23 protein-coding genes and 1 riboswitch are annotated in these 23,226 nt (G+C 36.1%); all 23 genes read left to right on the forward strand.

The annotated features are described in order from the left end of the window. Positions 1-10: 10 nt before the first annotated feature. The 23 genes from JOC86_RS16440 to JOC86_RS16550 all read left to right on the forward strand — a co-directional run bounded on the left by JOC86_RS16440 (position 11) and on the right by JOC86_RS16550 (position 23,221). Positions 11-1,768: a hypothetical protein gene (locus tag JOC86_RS16440; RefSeq protein WP_205173989.1), complete on the forward strand. Its 1,758-nt coding sequence runs from the start codon at positions 11-13 to the stop codon at positions 1,766-1,768. Further along, positions 1,765-2,043: an EscU/YscU/HrcU family type III secretion system export apparatus switch protein gene (locus JOC86_RS16445; protein WP_205173990.1), complete on the forward strand. Its 279-nt coding sequence runs from the start codon at positions 1,765-1,767 to the stop codon at positions 2,041-2,043. Before JOC86_RS16440 ends, JOC86_RS16445 begins: the two co-directional genes overlap by 4 nt. Before the next feature lie 234 nt (positions 2,044-2,277). Next, positions 2,278-3,438 (forward strand): ADP-forming succinate--CoA ligase subunit beta, encoded by a 1,161-nt coding sequence (gene sucC, locus JOC86_RS16450; protein ID WP_205173991.1) that lies wholly within the window; start codon positions 2,278-2,280, stop codon positions 3,436-3,438. A gap of 18 nt (positions 3,439-3,456) precedes the next feature. Continuing rightward, positions 3,457-4,359 carry a succinate--CoA ligase subunit alpha gene (gene sucD / locus JOC86_RS16455; RefSeq protein ID WP_205173992.1) on the forward strand — a complete coding sequence of 301 codons (903 nt, stop codon included), beginning with the start codon at positions 3,457-3,459 and terminating at the stop codon, positions 4,357-4,359. 230 nt (positions 4,360-4,589) lie between these two features. Further along, complete coding sequence (gene dprA / locus JOC86_RS16460; RefSeq protein ID WP_419096083.1) at positions 4,590-5,381, forward strand: DNA-processing protein DprA; 792 nt, start codon at positions 4,590-4,592, stop codon at positions 5,379-5,381. A gap of 369 nt (positions 5,382-5,750) precedes the next feature. Then, complete coding sequence (gene topA / locus JOC86_RS16465) at positions 5,751-7,826, forward strand: type I DNA topoisomerase (protein ID WP_205173994.1); 2,076 nt, start codon at positions 5,751-5,753, stop codon at positions 7,824-7,826. Between the two features lie 201 nt (positions 7,827-8,027). Next, on the forward strand, positions 8,028-9,332 hold the full coding sequence (trmFO, locus tag JOC86_RS16470) for an FADH(2)-oxidizing methylenetetrahydrofolate--tRNA-(uracil(54)-C(5))-methyltransferase TrmFO (RefSeq protein ID WP_205173995.1): 1,305 nt from the start codon (positions 8,028-8,030) through the stop codon (positions 9,330-9,332). Between the two features lie 62 nt (positions 9,333-9,394). Next, positions 9,395-10,294: a tyrosine recombinase XerC gene (gene xerC, locus JOC86_RS16475; RefSeq protein WP_205173996.1), complete on the forward strand. Its 900-nt coding sequence runs from the start codon at positions 9,395-9,397 to the stop codon at positions 10,292-10,294. Between the two features lie 21 nt (positions 10,295-10,315). Beyond that, on the forward strand, positions 10,316-10,858 hold the full coding sequence (gene hslV, locus JOC86_RS16480; protein WP_205173997.1) for an ATP-dependent protease subunit HslV: 543 nt from the start codon (positions 10,316-10,318) through the stop codon (positions 10,856-10,858). 12 nt (positions 10,859-10,870) lie between these two features. Further along, the gene (gene hslU / locus JOC86_RS16485; protein WP_472925694.1) at positions 10,871-12,286 is read left to right on the forward strand and encodes an HslU--HslV peptidase ATPase subunit; all 1,416 of its coding nucleotides are present in this window, start codon (positions 10,871-10,873) and stop codon (positions 12,284-12,286) included. An 89-nt stretch (positions 12,287-12,375) separates the two neighbouring features. Then, positions 12,376-13,155, forward strand: coding sequence for a GTP-sensing pleiotropic transcriptional regulator CodY (gene codY / locus JOC86_RS16490; RefSeq protein WP_205173999.1), 780 nt, complete (start codon positions 12,376-12,378; stop codon positions 13,153-13,155). Positions 13,156-13,572: 417 nt separating this feature from the next. After that, positions 13,573-13,657: riboswitch (cyclic di-GMP riboswitch) on the forward strand. A 369-nt stretch (positions 13,658-14,026) separates the two neighbouring features. Further along, positions 14,027-14,416, forward strand: a complete 390-nt coding sequence (gene flgB, locus JOC86_RS16495) for a flagellar basal body rod protein FlgB (protein ID WP_205174000.1) — start codon at positions 14,027-14,029, stop codon at positions 14,414-14,416. 2 nt (positions 14,417-14,418) lie between these two features. Beyond that, on the forward strand, positions 14,419-14,880 hold the full coding sequence (gene flgC / locus JOC86_RS16500; RefSeq protein ID WP_205174001.1) for a flagellar basal body rod protein FlgC: 462 nt from the start codon (positions 14,419-14,421) through the stop codon (positions 14,878-14,880). 12 nt (positions 14,881-14,892) lie between these two features. Next, a complete protein-coding gene (gene fliE / locus JOC86_RS16505; RefSeq protein WP_205174002.1) occupies positions 14,893-15,198 on the forward strand; it encodes a flagellar hook-basal body complex protein FliE in 306 nt (101 codons plus the stop codon). 48 nt (positions 15,199-15,246) lie between these two features. Further along, entirely contained in the window at positions 15,247-16,836 is a 1,590-nt protein-coding gene (gene fliF / locus JOC86_RS16510; RefSeq protein ID WP_205174003.1) for a flagellar basal-body MS-ring/collar protein FliF, read from the forward strand. Positions 16,837-16,847: 11 nt separating this feature from the next. Beyond that, on the forward strand, positions 16,848-17,861 hold the full coding sequence (fliG, locus tag JOC86_RS16515; RefSeq protein WP_205174004.1) for a flagellar motor switch protein FliG: 1,014 nt from the start codon (positions 16,848-16,850) through the stop codon (positions 17,859-17,861). Then, positions 17,854-18,630, forward strand: a complete 777-nt coding sequence (gene fliH, locus JOC86_RS16520) for a flagellar assembly protein FliH (protein ID WP_205174005.1) — start codon at positions 17,854-17,856, stop codon at positions 18,628-18,630. Before fliG ends, fliH begins: the two co-directional genes overlap by 8 nt. Next, complete coding sequence (fliI, locus tag JOC86_RS16525; protein WP_205174006.1) at positions 18,627-19,946, forward strand: flagellar protein export ATPase FliI; 1,320 nt, start codon at positions 18,627-18,629, stop codon at positions 19,944-19,946. Before fliH ends, fliI begins: the two co-directional genes overlap by 4 nt. After that, positions 19,946-20,389: a flagellar export protein FliJ gene (gene fliJ / locus JOC86_RS16530; protein WP_205174007.1), complete on the forward strand. Its 444-nt coding sequence runs from the start codon at positions 19,946-19,948 to the stop codon at positions 20,387-20,389. The genes fliI and fliJ overlap by 1 nt, the downstream gene beginning before the upstream one ends. 9 nt (positions 20,390-20,398) lie before the next feature. Next, positions 20,399-21,004 carry a MotE family protein gene (locus JOC86_RS16535; RefSeq protein ID WP_205174008.1) on the forward strand — a complete coding sequence of 202 codons (606 nt, stop codon included), beginning with the start codon at positions 20,399-20,401 and terminating at the stop codon, positions 21,002-21,004. Between the two features lie 15 nt (positions 21,005-21,019). After that, positions 21,020-22,219 (forward strand): flagellar hook-length control protein FliK, encoded by a 1,200-nt coding sequence (locus JOC86_RS16540; RefSeq protein WP_205174009.1) that lies wholly within the window; start codon positions 21,020-21,022, stop codon positions 22,217-22,219. Positions 22,220-22,229: 10 nt separating this feature from the next. Next, positions 22,230-22,868, forward strand: a complete 639-nt coding sequence (flgD, locus tag JOC86_RS16545) for a flagellar hook assembly protein FlgD (RefSeq protein ID WP_205174010.1) — start codon at positions 22,230-22,232, stop codon at positions 22,866-22,868. A 167-nt stretch (positions 22,869-23,035) separates the two neighbouring features. Then, on the forward strand, positions 23,036-23,221 hold the full coding sequence (locus tag JOC86_RS16550) for a hypothetical protein (protein ID WP_239587646.1): 186 nt from the start codon (positions 23,036-23,038) through the stop codon (positions 23,219-23,221). Positions 23,222-23,226 lie beyond the last annotated feature (5 nt).

Consider the following 23,226-nt stretch of genomic DNA (forward strand, 5'->3'; position numbering starts at 1 on the left):
AGATTGGAAAATGCTTCAGTATAGTATTCCTGAAAGTAAACCAAACGGATATACGTATCAACAAGAAAAGAACTACCTATTAAAAGAAGATCAAGTGATCTATGCTAGAGTTAATAAAATCCTTCCAGAAGGATTTGCTGAGGTCCAAATCGGAAATCGCAGACTAGTAGCCCAATTAGAAGCGCCACTTCTAGCAGGTGGGAAATATTGGTTTAGGGTAGTTTTTAACGATAAAGCCCTTTCCTTGATCGTCTTACCATCCCCTAACCAGCAGGTGAATGTAACTGCTCAAATTAATTCAATACTTGAGAGTTTAAAAATCGAACCGATAAAGGAGCACCAATTGCTCTTATCGACATTTCTTTCTGAAAAAATCTCATTTTCAAAAGAAATGGTTTCTTTAACAGGGGGATGGTTATCCGAGATCGAAAACAAGCATGCTGGACTACAAGCCGTCCTTAAGATGTTGAAACAAAATTTCCCAATGACGAAAAATATTTTTGATAGTCTCGTAAGTATGAAAGATGTGAAGCCTATAGTCAATTTAATTGAAGAGCTATCACAGCTTTTAAAAATAGAAAGTCAAATTAATGGGGCATCCCGAAGGCTTTTAACTGTATTGGAGAGTATTAAAAAACCATTTGAAACTAGGGTTTTTCATCAAGTGGTTGGAGAAGCAATGAGTATTCTTCTAGATAGGAAGCAACCATTTTCAACTCGTTATTCTAGTTTTCAATTGCTCCAAAAAGTAAATGTATTGAAGGCAAATGTTCATTTTTCTTCATGGGAAACACAGCATTTCGAACAATACCAATCCTTTATGGGAGAAATGGCTCGAGTTGAGTCTTCTTATCCAAAAGGAACGACACCCTTAGGGGACAATGCCATATATCAAAATCTCATAAATAACGCAAATGAACTTACAAAAGCAGAACAAATAAAGGTATTTAATAAAGGATTAGCAAATCTTTGTTTACAAGACAATCAATCCAATCTATTGCGCATTCTAGGTTCACCTGTATTGAACTCTAGGGATCTTTTTCAGCCTATGAGGCAATTACTCTTATTATCAACAGAAGAGCCCTATATCCAGCTATTGCGTGAACTTATTGTCCGTGCTGAGGCTGACGGGAATCTATCAAGTCTTACTATAAAGGATGCAATAAAAGAAGCTTTAGGAAAATTAGGATTAGATTTTGAAGCGAGCTTACATCGACAAGAATCATTCTTAAATAAAGACCTTGAAACGTTAAAACCTATACTTCTTGATGTCCTTGCTTCTGCAAAGGCAGCCAGGGAAGTAAAAGAACTGGCTGAAAGGTTAATATTAAGAATGAACGGACAGTTATTATTATCACAAGAAAATGGCCCATTACTTCAAATTATTCAATCCTTCCCTTTTTATTGGCTAGGTCAACAAACAGATGTACATATTCAATGGGTAGGCCAAAAGAATGAGAACAATGAACTGAATACGGATCATTGTCGGATTTTATTTTACTTGAAGCTTGAATATATTAACGAGGTTATAGTAGATATGCTAGTGCAAAATAGAGTCGTCCTTTTATCCATCGTAAATGAGAATCCTAATCTTAAGGAACTTTTAGCAAAATTCATACCTCCATTAAAAAAAGGACTGGAGAAATTAAATTATCAACTTTCACATGTTCAATTTAAAATACCAGAAATAAATGATTCCTTAATCGAATCTTTTTATACTCATACTCAGGATAACGATTTAAAAAAAGGAGTAGATATGAAAATATGAAGGGAAATGTCTTTAATAGAAAAGAAGCAATTGCCCTAAGTTATAACGAGAAGGCTTTATATGCCCCCAAAGTCGTTGCGAAAGGAAAAGGAATGATTGCTGACAGAATTGTTGAAACGGCAAAAGCCCATAACGTCCCCATTCAAGAGGACAACAGTCTAGTAGAGTTACTCGGTCAACTAGATCTTAATGAATCTGTCCCTGAAGAGTTATACAACGCAGTAGCAGAAGTATTCGCATTTTTATATCGTATGGATCAGTTTGCAAAAAAATAGTAAGTGATTGAGTTAAATTTACCTGCCAGGATAAGACATTGATTCCTGTTTTTGTTTTTGTAAAATAGTATTTTTTATGAATTTTTTGTAAGCGAATACATTTTTTTGGCTTTATACAATTTTGAAAATTTAAATTAATATAATATATTTGTTATAATGGTAGACAGATATACTGTCATTTTATACAATGAAAGCGCAGTCTATATTTTGAAGAGATTGATAGGAGGATGGGAAATGAATATCCATGAATATCAAGGGAAAGAGCTCCTAAGAAATAATGGGGTTTCTGTACCAAATGGAAAAGTTGCCTTTTCTGCAGAAGAAGCTGTAGAAGCAGCGAAAAGCTTAGACTCTAGTGTCTATGTTGTAAAAGCTCAAATTCATGCAGGTGGTCGTGGAAAAGCTGGCGGAGTTAAAATCGCTAAAAGCTTAGACGAAGTTCGTACATATGCAGAAGAGTTATTAGGAAAAACATTAGTAACACATCAGACTGGCCCTGAAGGTAAAGAAGTAAAACGTTTACTTATCGAAGAGGGTTGCGATATTCAAAAAGAATACTATGTTGGTTTAGTATTGGATCGTGCTACTTCCCAAGTGGTTCTGATGGCTTCTGAAGAAGGCGGAACGGAGATCGAAGAGGTTGCTGAAGAAACACCAGAGAAAATTTTCAAAGAGTATATCGATCCTGTTGTTGGATTAACAGGTTTCCAAGCTCGTCGTATTGCATTTAACATTAACATTCCAGCTAAGTTAGTTGGAAAAGCGGCTAAGTTTATGCTTGGTCTTTACAATGTATTCATTGAAAAAGACTGTTCAATTGCTGAAATTAACCCGCTTGTCGTAACTGGTGACGGAAATGTTATGGCACTTGATGCCAAATTAAACTTCGATGACAATGCTTTATACCGTCATAAAGATATCATGGAATATCGCGATTTAGATGAAGAAGATGCAAAAGAAATTGAAGCATCTAAATATGATTTAAGCTATATTTCTTTAGATGGAAATATCGGTTGTATGGTTAACGGTGCTGGATTGGCTATGGCGACAATGGATATTATTAAGCATTATGGCGGGGACCCTGCTAACTTCCTGGATGTTGGGGGCGGTGCTACAGCAGAAAAGGTAACCGAAGCTTTCAAAATCATTCTATCAGACCAAAATGTTAAAGGGATTTTCGTTAACATTTTCGGTGGAATCATGAAATGTGACATTATAGCTACTGGTGTTGTAGAGGCCGCTAAGCAAGTGGACTTAACAGTACCTCTAGTTGTTCGTTTAGAAGGAACGAATGTTGACCTAGGGAAAGATATCCTTAAAAAGTCAGGTTTAAATATTATTGCAGCTGAGTCTATGGCAGACGGCGCACAAAAAATTGTTGAGCAAGTAGGCTAAGAAAGGCAGGGGAACGTAATGAGCGTATTTATTAATAAAGATACGAAGGTCGTTGTACAAGGAATTACAGGTTCAACAGCGCTTTTCCATACGAAACAAATGCTTGAATACGGAACACAAATCGTAGCTGGTGTAACCCCAGGAAAAGGCGGAACGGAAGTTGAGGGTGTTCCGGTATTCAATACAGTTGAAGAAGCAAAGCAAGCTACAGGTGCTAACGTATCTGTCATTTATGTTCCGGCTCCATTTGCGGCGGATGCCATTATGGAAGCTGTTGATTCTGAGTTGGATATAGCAATATGTATCACAGAGCATATTCCTGTTATGGATATGGTAAAAGTAAAACGTTATATGAGTGGCAAGAAGACTCGCTTAGTGGGTCCTAACTGCCCAGGAGTGATCACTCCTGAAGAATGTAAAATCGGAATAATGCCAGGGTACATCCATACGAAAGGGCATGTCGGAGTAGTTTCCCGTTCTGGAACTTTAACATATGAAGCTGTTCATCAGCTTTCACAAGCAGGCATCGGTCAATCAACTGCAGTAGGTATCGGTGGAGATCCGGTTAATGGAACAGACTTTATTGATGTATTAAAAGCATTCAATGAAGATCCTGATACAAAAGCGGTTATTATGATTGGCGAAATTGGCGGAACGGCAGAAGAAGAAGCAGCTGAATGGGTAAAAGCCAATATGACTAAGCCTGTTGTAGGATTCATTGGCGGTCGTACTGCTCCTCCGGGGAAACGTATGGGACATGCAGGTGCGATTATTTCCGGTGGTAAAGGGACTGCTGACGAAAAAATCCGTGTTATGAATGAATGCGGTATTGAGGTTGCAGATACTCCATCTGTAATGGGAGAAACCTTAATTAAAGTTTTAAAAGAAAAAGACCTTTACGAGCAATGTAAAACACATTAATTTAATATAGAATGACCTCTTTTATGACACACCATTTTTACCATTATTAAATAGACAAAGGTTTATTTAGAATATACTAGTGTGTACTTCTTAAAAGGGGTCATTCTTTTTAATATAATAGGTATAAGGAGGTATTTATGGGTTGTTCACGTAACACTCTTATCCATCTATGCCACTGTCGAGGTATAGGGTGGAAGACCATTTATAAACTTTCTAAACATGTTCGACCATTGAATCAAATTTATATTCTTAACCAAGCAGAAATACACTCAATCACAGGTTTATCACTCCAAAATTTATCTGCTTTTTTTAAAGATTTACATTCGATAGATATTTCCTCACTACTATTCTTCTACCAAACCAAAGAAATTCAACTTCTCACCATATTAGATAACCAATACCCACCGCTCTTAAAACAAATCTATGATCCTCCATGGGTACTCTTTCTCAAAGGTAATCAAAACTTACTAGAAAAGGAAAATAAAATAGCTATTGTTGGTTCTAGGAAAGCGGACAATTATACTGATCACGCTCTTCACATACTGGTGCCGAAACTAGTTCAGAAGGGCTATGTGATTGTAAGTGGACTTGCCCTAGGTGCTGATGAGAAAGCCCATCGCAAGACAATCGAATATAATGGTTCAACAATTGGTGTATTGGGAGGAGGATTTTTTCATCTCTATCCCGAAAGAAATAGTAAACTCGCACAAATGATGATGAGGGATCAGTTAGTCATTTCAGAATTCCCACCAGATACAAAACCACAGAAATGGTGTTTTCCCCTACGCAATAGGATAATTAGTGGATTATCTAAAGGGATTATTGTTACTCAAGCTGCCGAACGTAGTGGAACACTCATTACGGCAGAATACGGATTGAACGAGGGGAGAGAAGTATTTGCACTACCTGGCTCTATTCATCATCCACTATCAAAAGGAACAAACCAACTTATTCAACAGGGAGCGAAATTAATTACAAGTTCTGAAGATGTTTTTTCTGAACTAGAGTATAAATTTTATTAAAATCATATACAATTTTATAAATAGAGTCGCAAGTCATTTTTTAGCAAAAAACTAAAATATCCAATCTTTTCATACAAAAAGGTTGCAATTATGCTCAATCTGTTATACATTTTGCAACAGACACATTACGCGTATTACCGGATATGAATAAATATTCTTTTGGCAGTTCACTGGATCCTTTAACTTAATGTATAGTAAAGATTCAAATATTTGTTCCTGTCTGCTCAAAGTGCCTTTTAATAGGTGCATTTGCTTTTCTAATAAAAAATACTTGTAAACGTTTCCTTTAAGGAACGTCAATATTGACAATAGAGAATGAAAGAGATAATAATAAAACTTGATTATTTACCTCTTTAAGGAGGCTTTTGAATGTCGGACTACTTAGTTATTGTGGAATCGCCGGCAAAGGCGAAAACGATAGAACGCTACTTAGGAAAAAAATATAAAGTGAGAGCATCTATGGGGCATGTTCGCGATTTGCCGAAAAGTCAAATGGGTGTAGATGTAGAAAATCGCTTTGAACCAAAATATATAACAATAAGAGGGAAAGGCCCAGTATTAAAAGAATTAAAAACAGCGGCAAAAAAAGCAAAGAAGATTTACCTTGCAGCCGACCCCGATCGTGAAGGAGAAGCCATTGCATGGCATTTGGCTCATAGCTTAGATCTTGATGTTAAGTCTGACTGCCGGGTTGTCTTTAATGAAATTACAAAGGATGCCATAAAAGATTCATTTAAACACCCTCGTCCAATCAATATGGATTTAGTTGATTCACAGCAAGCCCGTCGTATATTAGACAGATTAGTAGGGTATAACATTAGCCCATTACTTTGGAAGAAAGTAAAAAAAGGATTGAGTGCTGGACGAGTCCAATCGGTGGCAGTTCGGATGATCATTGACCGCGAAAATGAAATAAATCATTTCATTCCAGAAGAATACTGGACAATTGAAGCAGCTTTTGAAAAAGGAAAAGAATCTTTTCAAGCTCATTTTCACGGTGTGAATGGCAAGAAAGTGGAGCTGAAATCAGAAGCAGACGTACAAGACATAATGAAAAAATTAAAAGGCGATATTTTCGAAATATCCAATGTGACAAAAAAAGAAAGAAAGCGTAACCCAGCTCCGCCGTTTACCACATCTTCCCTTCAGCAGGAAGCTGCTAGAAAGTTAAACTTTAGAGCAAAGAAAACGATGATGTTAGCACAACAGCTATATGAAGGAATTGATATTGGTAAAGAGGGCACAGTAGGTTTAATTACGTATATGAGAACCGATTCTACTCGAGTATCAGAGGTTGCACAAAAAGAGGCAAATGAATATATCCTCGATAAATACGGGAATGATTTTGCTCGTACAGCTGAAAGAAAAGATAAGAAACAACAAAATACTCAAGATGCTCATGAAGCGATTCGTCCTACTAGTACACTGAGAGACCCTGCATCTGTGAAGGAATATTTATCAAGAGATCAATTAAGATTGTATAGGCTAATTTGGGAAAGGTTTACTGCAAGTCAAATGTCTCCTGCTATTATGGATACAATGAGTGTGGATTTAATAAATGGAGACGTCATGTTTAGAGCCACTGGATCAAAGGTGAAATTCAAAGGATTTATGAAAGTTTACATCGAGGGTTCTGATGATGGCAAAGAAGAAAAAGATAACATTTTGCCAGCTTTAGAAAAGGGAGATCAAGCAAAGACAAAAACAATTGATCCGAAACAGCATTTTACACAACCACCTCCTAGATATACGGAGGCAAGACTTGTCAAAACCCTTGAAGAGTTAGGCATCGGCAGACCTTCAACATATGCACCAACATTAGACACCATTCAACGTAGAGGCTATGTAACACTTGATAATAAACGTTTTGTACCTACAGAACTTGGTGAGATAGTATTAGAACTTATCATGGAATTTTTTCCAGATATCATCAACCTTGAATTTACAGCCAATATGGAAAAAAGTCTTGATGATGTTGAAGAAGGAAAAGAACAATGGGTCAACATTATCGACGATTTTTATAAGGATTTTGAAAAACATCTTGAAAAAGCAGAAGAAGAGATGGAAAAAGTTGAAATTAAACCAGAGTTTGCTGGTGAAGATTGTGAAAACTGTGGAAGTCCAATGGTTTATAAGATGGGAAGGTACGGGAAGTTTATGGCCTGTAGCAATTTCCCTGATTGCCGTAATACAAAGCCAATTGTTAAAGAAATTGGCGTTAAATGTCCTAAGTGTGAAAAAGGAAATATTATCGAAAGAAAAAGTAAAAAACGACGGATTTTCTATGGCTGTGATCAATATCCTGACTGTGACTTCCTATCATGGGATAAGCCAATAGAAAGAAAATGTCCGAAGTGTGAAGGATTGTTAGCAGAGAAGAAGCTGAAAAAAGGTATTCAAGTGCAGTGTGCAAATTGTGACTACAAAGAGGAACCTCAGAATTAGTAGGTAAGGGTGAGCTTGAAGGCTCACTCTTTCCTTTTGTCTGTTGTATTCCCATAAACAAACCATGTTGGAACAAACCACCGACTAATGAAAAGTGTCATTTTATAAACTTTTTCCTTTTGTCTATTAAGGTAGTATTGTACAATGCAATAGGGATACGAGAAAGTGATATAAATAGTTTAGCTAGGAGGCTTTATATAAATGGAAAAGGTAGTAAATGTGGTAGGAGCCGGGTTAGCAGGTAGTGAAGCAGCATGGCAGATTGCCAAAAGAGGAATTAACGTAAATCTATATGAAATGAGACCTGTTCGCCAAACTCCAGCACACCACACAGATAAATTTGCAGAACTTGTATGCAGTAATTCACTTCGTGCCAATACATTAACGAATGCAGTTGGAGTATTAAAGGAAGAAATGAGAAAGTTAGATTCTGTGATTATTTCTGCTGCTGATTCTAGTTCTGTTCCAGCAGGTGGAGCTCTTGCGGTAGATCGACATGAATTTGCTGCAAATGTTACCGAAAGGGTAAAAAATCATCCGAATGTAACGGTATATAATGAAGAAATAACCGATATACCAGAAGGAACCACAATTATTGCTACAGGACCTTTGACAAGTGAAATATTTGCTCAAAAACTTAGAGACTTAACAGGTGAAGATTATTTATATTTTTATGATGCCGCCGCACCAATCCTTGAAAAAGATAGCATTAATATGGATAAAGTGTATCTTAAATCCCGTTATGATAAAGGGGAAGCAGCGTATTTAAATTGCCCAATGACAGAAGACGAGTTTAACCGCTTCTATGATGCACTGATTTCTGCTGAAACAGTTCCACTTAAAGAATTTGAAAAAGAGATTTTCTTTGAAGGGTGTATGCCAATTGAAGTAATGGGGCAACGGGGAAAGAAAACGATGTTGTTCGGTCCATTGAAGCCTGTAGGATTAGAGGATCCGAAAACGGGTAAACGCCCTTATGCGGTTGTGCAATTAAGACAAGATGATGCTGCAGGAACATTATATAATATTGTTGGATTTCAAACTCATCTAAAATGGGGACCTCAAAAAGAAGTGATTCGTATGATTCCAGGACTAGAAAATGCAGAGATTGTTCGTTATGGAGTAATGCATAGAAACACTTTTATTAACTCGCCAAAAGTATTAAAAGCTACCTATCAATTTAAAAACAGAGAGAATTTGTTCTTCGCAGGGCAAATGACTGGTGTTGAAGGGTATGTTGAATCTGCAGCGAGTGGGTTGATTGCTGGAATCAATGCTGCTAAATTAGTAATGGATGAGGAATTAGTGGAGTTACCATATGAAACAGCAATGGGAAGTATGGCACGATATATTACGACAGCCAATCAAAAAAACTTTCAGCCAATGAATGCAAATTTTGGTTTATTGCCTGAACTTCCTAAGAAAATAAAAAACAAAAAAGAGCGAAATGAAGAACATGCAAAACGAGCATTAGAAACAATTCAAAATTTTGTGAAAAGATTGTAAAATTAATTGCAAGGGCTACTAAACTGTGTTACTATTTAGTAGCCCTTGTGAGGTGTTAAACAATGGAGAAAAAATTGAATCTTTTTTTACAGTTATTCGTAGAATATTTACAAATAGAAAAAAACTATTCAAAATATACTATTGAGTACTATCAAGATGATATTCAGGAGTTTTATTTATTTTTAACACAACAAAGTATAAATAAGTTAGATGACGTCGAGTATTTGGATGCAAGACTTTTTCTCACGTCTTTACATGAAAGAAATTTATCAAGAGCTACGATTGCAAGGAAGATATCAAGTCTTCGGAGTTTCTATCGATTTTTAAATCGAGATAGGAAAACGAGTGAAAATCCTTTCGCATTAGTGAGTCAGCCTAAATCAGAGAAAAGGCTCCCGAAGTTCTTCTATGAAGAAGAACTTGAAAGCCTTTTAAATGTATGTGAAGGAGATGAGCCTTTACAAGTTAGAAACCGAGCGATATTTGAACTACTTTATGCTACGGGTATCCGAGTAAGCGAATGTGAGAGATTAACCTTAACAGATATTGATTTCTCATTATCGACGATTCTTGTAAAAGGAAAAGGGAATAAAGAAAGGTATGTGCCATTTGGAGGCTATGCTCATGATGCTCTAGAGCTATACATAAAACAGTCGCGTAATATACTACTCAAAGATCAAGAGCATAGTACAGTCTTTGTTAATTTTAGAGGTGCCCCTATAACATCTAGAGGGATTCGCCATATATTAACGGAGCTGATAAATAAAGCTTCATTAAATGGAAAAATCCATCCGCATATGTTAAGGCATACTTTTGCCACGCATTTATTAAATAACGGAGCTGATTTAAGAACGGTTCAAGAACTATTAGGTCATTCCAATCTTTCTTCAACCCAGGTTTATACACATGTTACTAAGGAGCATTTACGGAAAACGTATTTAAATCACCACCCGAGAGCATAACTTATTTTGGAGGGTCAGAAAATGGGGAATTTCCATGCGACAACAATATTTGCTGTGCATCATAAAGGACAATGTGCAATGTCTGGGGATGGGCAGGTTACATTTGGAAATGCGGTAGTCATGAAACATACAGCCAAGAAAGTTCGGAAGCTCTTTAATGGTAAAGTGGTAGCTGGTTTCGCAGGTTCTGTTGCTGACGCCTTCACCTTATTTGAAATGTTTGAGGGAAGGCTACAGGAATTTAATGGCAATTTACCTCGTGCAGCTGTTGAACTTGCCAAAGAGTGGAGAAGTGACAAAGTTTTAAGGAAGCTAGAAGCTATGCTCATTGTCATGGATCGAGAAAACATTCTTCTCATTTCTGGAACTGGTGAAGTAATCGAACCAGATGATGGAATTTTAGCTATCGGATCCGGTGGCAATTATGCTTTATCAGCAGGAAGAGCACTTAAGCAGCATGCAGGGGAACATTTATCAGCTAAAGAAATTGCGGAAGCTGCGTTAAATATAGCAGCGGACATTTGTGTGTATACGAACAGCCAAATAATTGTAGAAGAGCTGTAAAAAGGAGTGTACATCTTGAAAAAATCAAAAAATCAATTAACCCCAAGACAAATTGTTGAACGTTTAGATCAATATATTGTAGGTCAAAATGAAGCAAAGAAAGCCGTTGCGGTCGCACTACGAAATCGTTATCGCCGTAACTTATTAGCAGATCAGCTTCGAGATGAGGTAATCCCTAAAAACATCTTAATGATGGGGCCGACTGGTGTGGGGAAAACAGAGATTGCGAGAAGAATGGCAAAACTAGTAGGGGCTCCATTTATAAAGGTAGAAGCGACAAAGTTTACAGAAGTAGGCTATGTTGGCCGTGATGTTGAGTCAATGGTTAGAGATTTGGCCGAAACCTCTGTAAGGCTTGTCAAGGAAGAAAGAATGCAGGAAGTTAAAGAACCAGCTGAAATAAATGCCAATAAACGACTTGTTGAACTATTAGTTCCATCTAAGAAAAAGGGAACCAGCTATAAAAATCCATTTGAAATGATTTTTGGCGGAAATCAAGCCGAAGGTGAGCAAGAAACCAACGACGTGAAAGAAGAAAACACGCTCCATGACCGTAGAAGGATGATTGCAGATAAACTTGCAAATGGAGAACTTGAAGACGAAATGGTCACAATAGAGGTAGAAGAGCAATCACCATCCATGTTTGATATGCTCCAAGGTTCTGGAATGGAACAAATGGGAATGAATATGCAGGACGCCTTAGGAAATCTAATGCCGAAAAAGAAGAAAAAGCGTAAGCTCAAAGTAAAAGAAGCACGTAAAGCATTAACGAACGAAGAGGCTTCAAAGCTTATCGATATGGATGAAGTAACATCTGAAGGGGTCCATAGAGCAGAACAGACTGGGATCATTTTTATCGATGAAATTGATAAGATTGCAAGTAAGGGTTCTAATCAATCATCAGCAGATGTTTCTAGAGAAGGGGTTCAAAGAGATATCCTTCCTGTTGTGGAAGGGTCTACAGTAGTAACAAAGCATGGTACGGTTAAAACAGACCATATCCTCTTTATTGCTGCAGGTGCCTTCCATATGGCGAAGCCTTCTGATTTGATACCTGAGCTACAAGGACGGTTTCCAATCCGTGTTGAATTACAAAAACTTTCTGTTGAAGATTTTGTAAGAATATTAGTTGAGCCGGATAATGCAATTGTTAAACAATATATTGCATTATTGGAAACAGAAGGTATACAAATTGAATTTTCTGACGAAGCTATTCGTAAGATTGCAGAAATCGCTTTCTCAGTAAACCAGAATACTGATAATATTGGTGCAAGAAGACTTCATACTATCATGGAAAAACTTCTTGAAGATTTATCATTTGAAGCACCAGACATTAATTTAGAAAGTGTGAACATTACACCAAATTATGTTGAAGAAAAACTTGGTGCGATTTCAAAAGATAAGGACCTAAGTCAGTTTATTCTCTAAGTTTGCACCCATAGAGAATAGGGTAATGAATTTATATTATTTAACATTTATATTTTCGATAACATTTAATTGTACTAGGAGGAAGAACTATGAATTTATTAAGTAAAACAAGAACGATTAACGCAATGCTTCAAAAGGCAGCAGGGAAACCTGTTAATTTTAAAGAGATGGCTGAAACATTAAGTGGTGTGATTGAGTCTAACGTATTCGTTGTTAGCCGTCGTGGGAAACTGTTAGGGTTTGCTATTAATCAACAAATCGAAAATGAACGTATGAAACAAATGCTCGAAGATCGTCAATTTCCTGAAGAGTATACTAAGAACTTATTCAATATTCAAGAAACATCATCTAACTTAGATGTGAATAGTGAATATACTGCTTTCCCTGTAGAGAATAGAGAGTTATTTGAAAAGGGATTGACAACAATTGTTCCAATTATTGGAGGAGGAGAGCGTTTAGGAACATTAATTTTAGCTCGTCTACAAGCTAGCTTTGATGATGATGATTTAATTCTGGGGGAATACGGTGCTACCGTAGTAGGTATGGAAATCCTTCGTGAAAAAGCAGAAGAGATAGAAGAGGAAGCAAGAAGTAAAGCGGTAGTTCAAATGGCCATTAGCTCCCTTTCTTATAGTGAATTAGAAGCGATTGAACATATATTCGAAGAACTTAATGGAAATGAAGGACTACTTGTGGCATCTAAAATTGCCGACCGAGTCGGAATTACACGTTCAGTAATCGTAAATGCTCTGCGTAAACTTGAAAGTGCAGGTGTAATCGAATCTCGGTCATTAGGAATGAAAGGAACTTATATCAAAGTTCTGAACGACAAATTCTTATTTGAGCTTGAAAAGTTAAAAACAAATTAATAAATTATTAATCGAAAATCTCGAGGATACCTAAATAAGGGTATCCTTTTTTTTGTAGTTAAAGACAACCCAATAAACTATAAACAAATTTTTTAGAAATTACTTTAACATTGTTAAACTTTTTTTCAAAAATTTCAGCTTAAGATCTATAAGTTTTAGGTAATTCTGCTTTGAAGTTTAAAGTTGACTGAAAATATAAATTTATATATACAAATTATGACTGTTTTACTTAATTAAATAATATACAATATGGATTTATGCAGAAAGACATATAGATTTATATCGATATATCGTAATGAAAATAGTCAAAAAGGTATAAAATGATATAAAAGTCCTAGGAAATATTTAAATAATTATATTGTTTTTTACTCTAATGGTAGTAAAATGTAATTATGACGAAATTCGACAATATTCATTATGATGAAATGGCAAACTCATTCGAAAGAGGGGGACGCAAAGCCACGGGCCGAAAAGAGAAATCATTGGTAGCCGGGTTACCAGAAAAGGTGTACATTGAAATCGACTTTTTCTTTGATTTGCCTCCTCTTTTGGGAGGTTTTTTATTTTACTAAATGAAATATATTTTAATGAAATGACAAAGGGATAAAATTCCATTCGCAGGATGGAGAATTGCTTGATGTAACGTTATGTAATATATGTAAACAGTTTGAATTATTAAATAAATGAAGGAATGGTAATTCTGTGAAAATTAGTAGAATAGTCATGGTTTTTGTGGTTATTTGAATATTAATGAAGAATTAACAAATTATTCATAGACAGTAAAATTCATAAATATTACAATAATAAGGGCTTATGAAGTATTTTGTCGAATAATTGTAACGATATTGAAATATAAGGTTGAGGTGTCGAAATGAAGCTATTCTCTAATACATTTAATGTTTTAGAAGCTGGACTAAATTATTCTTCTTTAAAGCAAAATATCACTTCTCAAAATATAGCAAATATAGATACTCCAAATTATAAAGCGAAAGAAGTTAGTTTCAATCATTATTTTCAAAATTCATTAAATGATTTTGAAGCGAAACGAACGGATCCGCGTCATTTCTCCTTTACTAGCGGGAGCAACCATTCGTCGGTCATTCAGAAGAAGAATTTTCAATATAACCACAATGGAAATGGAGTGGACCTTGATAGAGAAATGACAGAGCTTGCAAAGAATCAAATCTATTTTAATGCTTTAAGTGATCGAATGAGTGGTAAATTCAATTCCCTTCAATCTGTCATTAGAGGAGGAAAATAATATTGTCAATTTTCCATAGTATGAACACAACGTCTTCGGCTTTAACTTCACAACGATTAAGGATGGATGTTATATCATCGAATATGGCAAATGTAGATACAACCAGAGGGAAATTTATAAATGGTGAGTGGGAGCCATATAGACGAAAAACAGTTACATTACAAGCGAAAGATAACGCATTCTCTGGATTTCTCAACCAAGCAAGGGCTTCTTTGGATTCTAACAGTTACGGGAATGGTGTGAAAGTAACTAGAATAAATGAAGATAACGAGACACCTTTTAAAACAGTTTATGATCCAAAACACCCAGATGCGAATGAAGATGGTTATGTACAGCTACCAAACGTCGATCCATTAAGGGAGATGGTGGATTTGATCTCTGCGACGAGATCATATGAAGCAAATGTAACTGTCCTAAATGCAACTAAAGGAATGTTGATGAAATCATTGGAAATCGGTAAATAAGGAGAGTACTAGATGGCAATCCATAATATTCATTCGATTGAGGCTAGTCAATTTAGTCCGTCGATTAAAAAAAATTTAGTAAAACCTTCAGAGGCTCAAATCTCGTTCTCGAACTTTTTAAAGAAATCGATTGAAGAAGTTAATAACGCTCAGATTCAATCCGATGTAATGACAAAAAAACTTGTTAATGGAGAAGATATTGATTTACATCAAGTAATGATTACTTCACAAAAAGCAGGTATAACTCTTCAAGCAACAATGGAAGTTCGAAATAAAGTAGTCGAAGCATATCAAGAAGTCATGAGAATGCAAGTCTAATATAATTTTATGACCCGATAGACTAGACAGAAATACCGGGGGATTGTGATGAATGAAAAAGTGAAAATGTACCGTGAGAAAATTAGAACCTTTTGGACTTCTCGAACAGGGAAACAAAAAGGGTTTATGGGAATTTCTATCTTAGTGGCCATTCTGGCTATCGTCTTAATTAGTTATTTCACAACGAGAACGACACTCGTTCCACTATACAGTAACCTCAAACCATCTGAGACAGGATCTATTAAAGAAAATCTTGATGGTAGAGGGATTCCTTCTGAAATAACAGATGGAGGTTCAACAATTAAAGTCCCTGTAGAACAAGTAGACACTCTCAAGGTTGAGTTAGCAGCTGAAGGCATCCCTAACTCTGGTAATATTGATTATTCCTTCTTTAGTCAAAACGCCGGGTTTGGTATGACAGATAATGAATTTAAAGTATTAAAATTAGATGCCATGCAAACCGAGCTTTCAAATCTGATACAGGAAATCGAAGGAGTTAAGGACGCAAAGGTGATGATTAACCTCCCTGAAAAAGGAATATTTGTTAATGATCAAGCACAAGATGCATCCGCATCGATAGTATTAAACACTGAGCCAGGTCATCAGTTTGATCAGAAACAAATTACTTCTTTATATCATTTGGTTTCGAAGAGTGTCCCTAATCTTCCTACTGAAAATATCGTCATAATGAATCAATTTTTTGAGTATTACGACTTAGAAAAAAATAATCATTCATTTGGAACAGGGAATGTCGTTCAGCAAATGGATATAAAAAATCAAATAGAACGAGATATTAGAAGACAAGTTCAGAATATGCTTGGAACATTGATTGGATTTAATAAAGTCGTTGTCTCTGTTACAACTGACATCGATTTTACCAAGGAGAATAGGGAAGAAAATTTAGTGACTCCTGTTGACGAAGAGAATATGGAAGGAATCGCTGTAAGCGCACAGAGAATAACAGAGACATTTACAGGAAATGGAGGGGCGGCAAGCGGTCAACCATTAGCAGAGGAACAAAATGATGCTGGTTCCTACCTGGAAGGAACGGAAGGAAACGGTGACTATGAAAGAATAGAAGAAAAGATTAATAATGAAGTAAATAGAGTCAGAAAAGAAATAGTTGAAAGTCCGTATAAAATTCGGGATCTAGGAATTCAAGTGATGGTAGAACCACCAGATCCTAAAGATCCTGGCTCATTGCCACAAAACCGAATAGATGATATTCAGCAAATTCTTAGTACGATTGTGAGAACATCCATTAATAAAGATGTTGGAACTGAATTAACAGAAGAAGCAATTGAAGATAAAATTGTTGTCTCTGTTCAACCTTTTGCAGAGAAATTCGAGGCTGATAGTAAAGAACAGCCGTTTTTACCGTGGTGGGCATATGCGATTGGTGGATTATTACTTGCTGTCATTGCATTATTAATCTTTATTATGATTCGTTCTCGAAAGAAAGAGGATTTAGAAGAAGAAATATTTGTCGAGGGACCGAAGGAACCGATCAATATTCCGGATGTGAACACTGAAAATGAAACAGAGGGTTCTATGAAACGCAAACAGCTCGAAAAGATGGCAAGAGAAAAACCAGAAGAATTCGCTAAATTACTTCGTACATGGTTATCTGAGGATTAGGAGGAAGAACAATGGCCAAGAGAGAGAAAGCATTATCAGGAAAACAAAAAGCTGCCATACTCCTTATATCTTTAGGACCTGATGTTGCATCATCGGTGTATAAACACCTAACTGAAGAAGAGATTGAACGATTGACGTTAGAGATTTCTGGTGTAAAAAAAGTAGATTCAGAAGCAAAGGAAGATATTTTAGAAGAATTCCACCATATTGCTTTAGCACAGGATTATATTTCTCAGGGAGGAATTGGCTACGCAAAAACTGTGTTGGAAAAGGCTTTAGGTAATGAACAGGCAACGGCAATCATAAACCGGTTAACATCATCCCTACAAGTAAAACCTTTTGATTTTGCGAGGAAAGCCGAACCTGCTCAAATTTTAAACTTTATTCAAAATGAGCATCCGCAAACAATCGCATTGATTTTATCTTATCTTGACCCCCAGCAGGCAGGACAGATCCTATCAGAACTACCTCAAGAAGTACAAGCGGATATTGCAAGGAGAATTGCCGTAATGGATAGTACATCACCTGAGATCATTAGTGAGGTAGAGGCAATTCTAGAGAGGAAATTATCAGCGACTGTTACCCAGGATTATACTCAAACGGGTGGAGTTGAAGCTGTTGTCGAGGTATTAAATGGTGTAGACAGATCAACAGAAAAAACAATTTTAGACGCACTAGAGATTCAAGATCCAGAGTTAGCTGAGGAAATTAAGAAGCGGATGTTTGTCTTTGAAGATATCGTTACACTTGATAATCGTTCAATCCAACGAGTTATCCGTGATGTGGATAATGAGGATCTACTTCTATCCTTGAAAGTTTCAAGTGATGAGGTAAAGGAAATAGTATTCCGTAATATGTCAACAAGAATGGTCGAAACGTTTAAAGAAGAAATGGAATTTATGGGACCCGTTCGTTTGCGCGATGTTGAAGAGGCACAGTCACGTATTGTAGCCATCATCAGAAGATTAGAAGAAGCTGGTGAAATTATCATAGCCCGTGGTGGAGGGGATGATATTATTGTCTAGAATTATCAAAGCGGACAGTGAAGCGTATCCTACCAAGGGTACCAGGAGAATTTCACTTAGAAGTATTGCTTTAAATGATAACGAATTTTGTGAAGATTCATCTTCAGCAATGGAGAATATTGAACAATTGAAATCTGAACTCATTCTTCAAGCAAGGAAAGAGGCTGATATGCTTATTAAAGAAGCTACAGCTTTGAAAGAAAGTATGATGAATGAAATAGTTTGTGAACGGCAGCAAATGGAAAAGGAAAATGAAAGATTAGCTCATCTAGCAAAAGAAGACGGCTATTTTCAAGGCTTTCGTGAAGGGCAACAAAAAGGCTATCAAGAAATGAAGGAAATGCTCTCACAAGCGAAAGAAATTGTTGATTCTACTCAAACAGAATTCCACCAACATCTTGAGAAATCAGAGAAAACCATTGTAGAGATTGGTATTAAGGTGGCAGAGAAGATTATCGGCGGTATTTTGGATGAACAACCTGAAGTGTTTCTAAATATTGTCAAGAGAGGCTTGAAAGAAGTAAGAGAGTTACCGCATGTTCAAATTCATATACACCCTACCAAATATTCTTTACTTGATTCACATAGAGAAGAACTGGAAGCAGTATTCCCAAGTACTATTCAAATGTATCTTTATCCAAATGAAGAATTACAGGAAATGGACTGTTTTATTGAATCAAATAATGGGAGGGTTATGGTAAGTATTAATGATCAATTGACGGAAATAAAGAATAAATTAATCGAACTCCTTGAAGGTGAAGACTCATGAAAGCAATCGATTTAATTGAAAAAATCCCTTCGATAAATACATTTAAAAAGTATGGAAAAGTAAAAAAAGTAGTGGGGTTAATGATTGAGTCAAAAGGACCCGAGAGTTCAATAGGTGATGTATGCTTTATTCACCTTGCACAAACTGGACAGAGAATCAAAGCAGAGGTTGTTGGTTTTAGGGAAGAAACGGTGATTTTAATGCCTTTCTCTACTATTCATGCAATTTCTCCAGGTTGTTTGGTAGAAGCTACATCACAATCACTTCAAGTTAAAGTAGGTCCGTCATTAATTGGTCGAGTGGTAGATTCAATGGGAAATCCTTTAACAGACGAAGAACTTCCGCAAGGGCTGACTCCTGTTAATACAGAACAATCTCCTCCTAACCCACTTAAGAGACCCCCTATTTCAGAGAAAATGGAAGTAGGGGTGCGAGCGATTGATAGCATGCTAACAGTGGGAAAAGGTCAACGTGTAGGTATTTTTGCAGGTAGTGGTGTAGGGAAGAGTACCTTGCTAGGGATGATTGCAAGAAATACAAAAGCGGATATTAATATTATCGCGTTGATTGGTGAACGTGGAAGGGAAGTTAGAGAGTTCATAGAAAGGGATCTTGGAGAAGAAGGTCTTAAACGTTCGATAGTTGTTGCAGCTACTTCTGATCAGCCGGCATTAATGCGAATCAAAGGAGCCTTTACCGCAACAGCGATAGCTGAGTATTTCCGTGATAGGGGATATAACGTCATGCTGATGATGGATTCTGTCACACGTGTAGCGATGGCGCAAAGAGAAATAGGTTTAGCTGTGGGTGAACCACCAGCGACCAAAGGGTATACTCCTTCTGTTTTCGCCACTTTACCGAAGCTGTTAGAACGTACGGGTACAAATCAATTTGGAACGATAACAGCTTTTTACACCGTTCTAGTTGATGGTGATGATTTAAACGAGCCGATATCTGACACGGTAAGGGGAATTTTAGATGGTCATATTGTTTTAGATAGAAATATTGCGAACAAAGGGCAGTATCCTGCTATAAATATTTTGAAAAGTGTTAGTAGATTAATGAATCATCTTGTTTCTAAAAATCATCTCCACGCAGCTGGAAAAATAAGAGATTTACTTAGCACTTATACCAATTCAGAAGACCTTATTAATATCGGTGCTTATAAAAAAGGAACTTCGAGAGAGATTGACGATTCGATTGAATTCTATCCGAAAATTACCTCATATTTAAAACAAAGTACGGACGAAATATCAAGTTTAGAGGAAAGTGTTAAAAAACTTTTGGACCTTGCTAATAAAGGAGAATGGAGATAATGGCTTACCGTTTTAAATTTGAAAAGATTCTTAATCTAAAGGAACAAGAAAAAGAAGAAGCTCAGAATTATTACCAGGAATCGATTTCAAAATTTGAGCTGGTAGCTGAAAAACTCTATGATCTTCTGAAAAAGAAGGAAAATCTTGAAATATTTCAATCAAATAAGCTTGTCAGTGGGTTTCCAATCCATGAAATTAGGCACTATCAGCAATTTATCTCAAATATCGAAAAAACAATTGAGTATTACCAAGAGCTAGTCATTCAAGCGAGAAATAGAATGAATTGGTACGAGCAGAAATTATCTGAGATGAGTGTTGAAGTGAAGAAATATGAAAAGATGAAAGAAAAAGACTTTTGTCAATTTAAAGATTCAATGAGATTATCGGAAGAAAAATTTCTAGATGAACTTACAGTCATGCAATTTATGAACAGAGGAAATTAGGTGAAACGTATGGTGAAAACAGTAGAGAAAGAAAGGGATGAGAAAACTTTTTCAAGATTACAATGGATTTTCTTTGCAGGAATCATTCCGCTTTTATTTGCTGTCATCGTTACATTAATTGTTATGACATTTATGGGAGTAAATATTTTTGAAAAAGTTAACGAAATACCGATCCTTTCAAAAGTCCTGCCATCAGAAGAAAAGAAAAATATTGAAAAGTTTGATGAGAAGATTGTAAATCTACAAGGTCAGCTTAAGGATAAAGAAGCAAAAATAACACAGCTTCAAAGTAAGATAAACAATCAGGAACAAGAAAAGGAACAACTTCTACGAAAAGAACAAGATTTAAAGAATCAAATCGATGAGTTAAAACAAATTCAAGAAGAGAATAAACGTGCGTTTAAAGAAGTGGTTTCAACATTTGAAGCAATGTCAGCCAAAAGTGCTGCCCCAGTATTAATAGCAATGGAAGACGCTGAGGCATTAAAGATTCTATCTAGTATAAAGTCTGACTCATTAGCGAAAATTTTAGAAAAAATGCCTCCTGAAGAAGCGGCTTCCTTTACTGAATCAATATCAATTGAATCAGAATCAAATGAACAAGCAAACGATTAAAAGGGGGGTGAAACCTTGAATATAGGTTTGATCAATACAGGAGGCCAAGGAACTATTCCTTCTGAAAAGCTAGGCATCTTTAAGCAAAAGTATAATGGAAGCTTTTCAGCCATAATGGGGAATATGAGAACCCCGCTAATAGGTTTATCAGAGAATGAAGCTAGTAATATTCAAAATATCCTTAATCTCTTGTCAGGAAAACTGGAATTAGATGGATGGGAAGTGGAAGGCTCAAAATCATTTACTTTAATGGATGCCTTAAAGGCTTTAGGGGTTGATTTGAAAGAATTCAAGCAATTAGTGGCTAAAATAAAAGAATCAATCCAGCAAATTAAGCCGGAACTTCAACAAACAATTAAGTCTCTTGAATCTTTTGATGAAGAAGAAATGCTATTTGATACCCTTCAGCTCATTCAATATTTACCTGTTGTTGATTTTAAGAAATTACCAAAGGTAGAAATGAATCATTTATTTTCTATAGCTAAAGTATTCCAAACATTACAAGGACAAGCAGATACATTAAAGCAAGCTGAAAAAAGGTTTTTACTAAATAGTTTCCTCCATGATATGACTGAGAAGCTAGAAGTAATCATGGCTAACCAGAATTCTAAGTCATCCCATTTACATGATGTCCTTAAAAAAGCCTATATTTCTATAGAAACAGCATCAGCTGAAAACTCGATTGAGATTAAACCAAAAAATACAGGGATTCTTTTGAATACTGGGCAGCCCATGCCAAAGGTTGAACAATTAACGTTATTTTTGACAAAATCGGATAACGCAAACATAAATTATGAGCAGTTCGTGAAAGAGTTTTCCAATATGCTTTCAAAATCGCAATTGATGAAAAATCCAAATATGAACAAGCTGTTAGTAAAACTTTATCCTGAACACCTGGGTACGTTAAGAATTGAATTAGTGCAAAAAGATGGGATGATGACAGCGAAGATCCTTACAAGTACAGCCGGCGTTAAAGAAATACTAGATTCGCAGATTCATGCATTAAAACAAGCTTTAACTAGCCAAAACCTTCAAGTAGATAAGATTGAAATCTCTCAATCTATGCATGACAGTCCGAAACAATCTGATAGAAGCAGCACAGGTCAGCATGGAAATCAGCAACAATCCAAGCATTCACAACAGGAGCATGCATCGGAAAAAGACGAAGATATAGATAAAAGCTTTAAAGAATTGTTGATGAAAATGGAAGAATAAGGTGAATTAGATGTCTACCAAAATTGATCCAAACTTAATGTATTCCTCACTACAAAGTAAAGTGAGAGAAGGCGGAAACAACATCCTTGGAAAAGATGATTTCCTTAAAATCCTAATGACACAATTACAAAATCAAGATCCGTTGAACCCGATGGAAGACAAAGATTTTATCGCACAAATGGCAACATTCTCTTCATTAGAACAAATGACAAACCTAACGAAAACGATGGAAAGCTTTGTAGAATCTAATAGCCAAAGTCAAATGATTGCATATAATCAATTTGTTGGAAAACAGGTAACTTGGCATAAAATCGAAGAAAGCGAAGATCCAGAAAACTCTCCTGAAATAATCGAAGGGCAGGGAGTAATAAAAGGAGTCCGCTTTAATGGTAACTCTGTCGAATTTATTATGGACGACGGAACAATATTAACACCAGCCAATATTTCTCAAGTGAATGCTCACACAAATGAAAACTCTTCCCTTGTAGCCGCATCATTATTAATTGGTAAGAAGGTTACATGGGGGGCTGAAGGGCAAGAAAAATCAAATATCGTAAAATCAATCTCGCGAAAAGATGGATCGATTTGGGTGCACTTTGAAGATGGAAACAAAGTGGAAGCGGAGGAATTAACTAAAATAGAATCATAACCGGGGAGGTTGTATAGATATTTGCATAGGGTCCCATCGCAACCATTTACGTCTAGTTTCCCATTACGTAAATAAAGATTAAACAATCAGACTCAAACTTCCTTTTCGCCCCATTTTACCAATGCTCTAAATGCAAAACTATTAATTAGTAAGCAGCATTGGAGAGGATGGAACAAAGGAATATTAGGATTTCTTCTGATGTTTGGAAATTAATTGATACGAATATAGTCGAAGCAAAAGGCAAAGGTGTAAATGAATCTCGAGTTTTATTAAAGGGTGCAGCATTGATTATTAGTGCTAAAAATTCATTACTGCCATGGATTCAAAAGAAGCACACTCACCCATTTTTATAACTATT

This window comes from Rossellomorea pakistanensis, assembly GCF_016908495.1.
Taxonomy (GTDB): domain Bacteria; phylum Bacillota; class Bacilli; order Bacillales; family Bacillaceae_B; genus Rossellomorea; species Rossellomorea pakistanensis.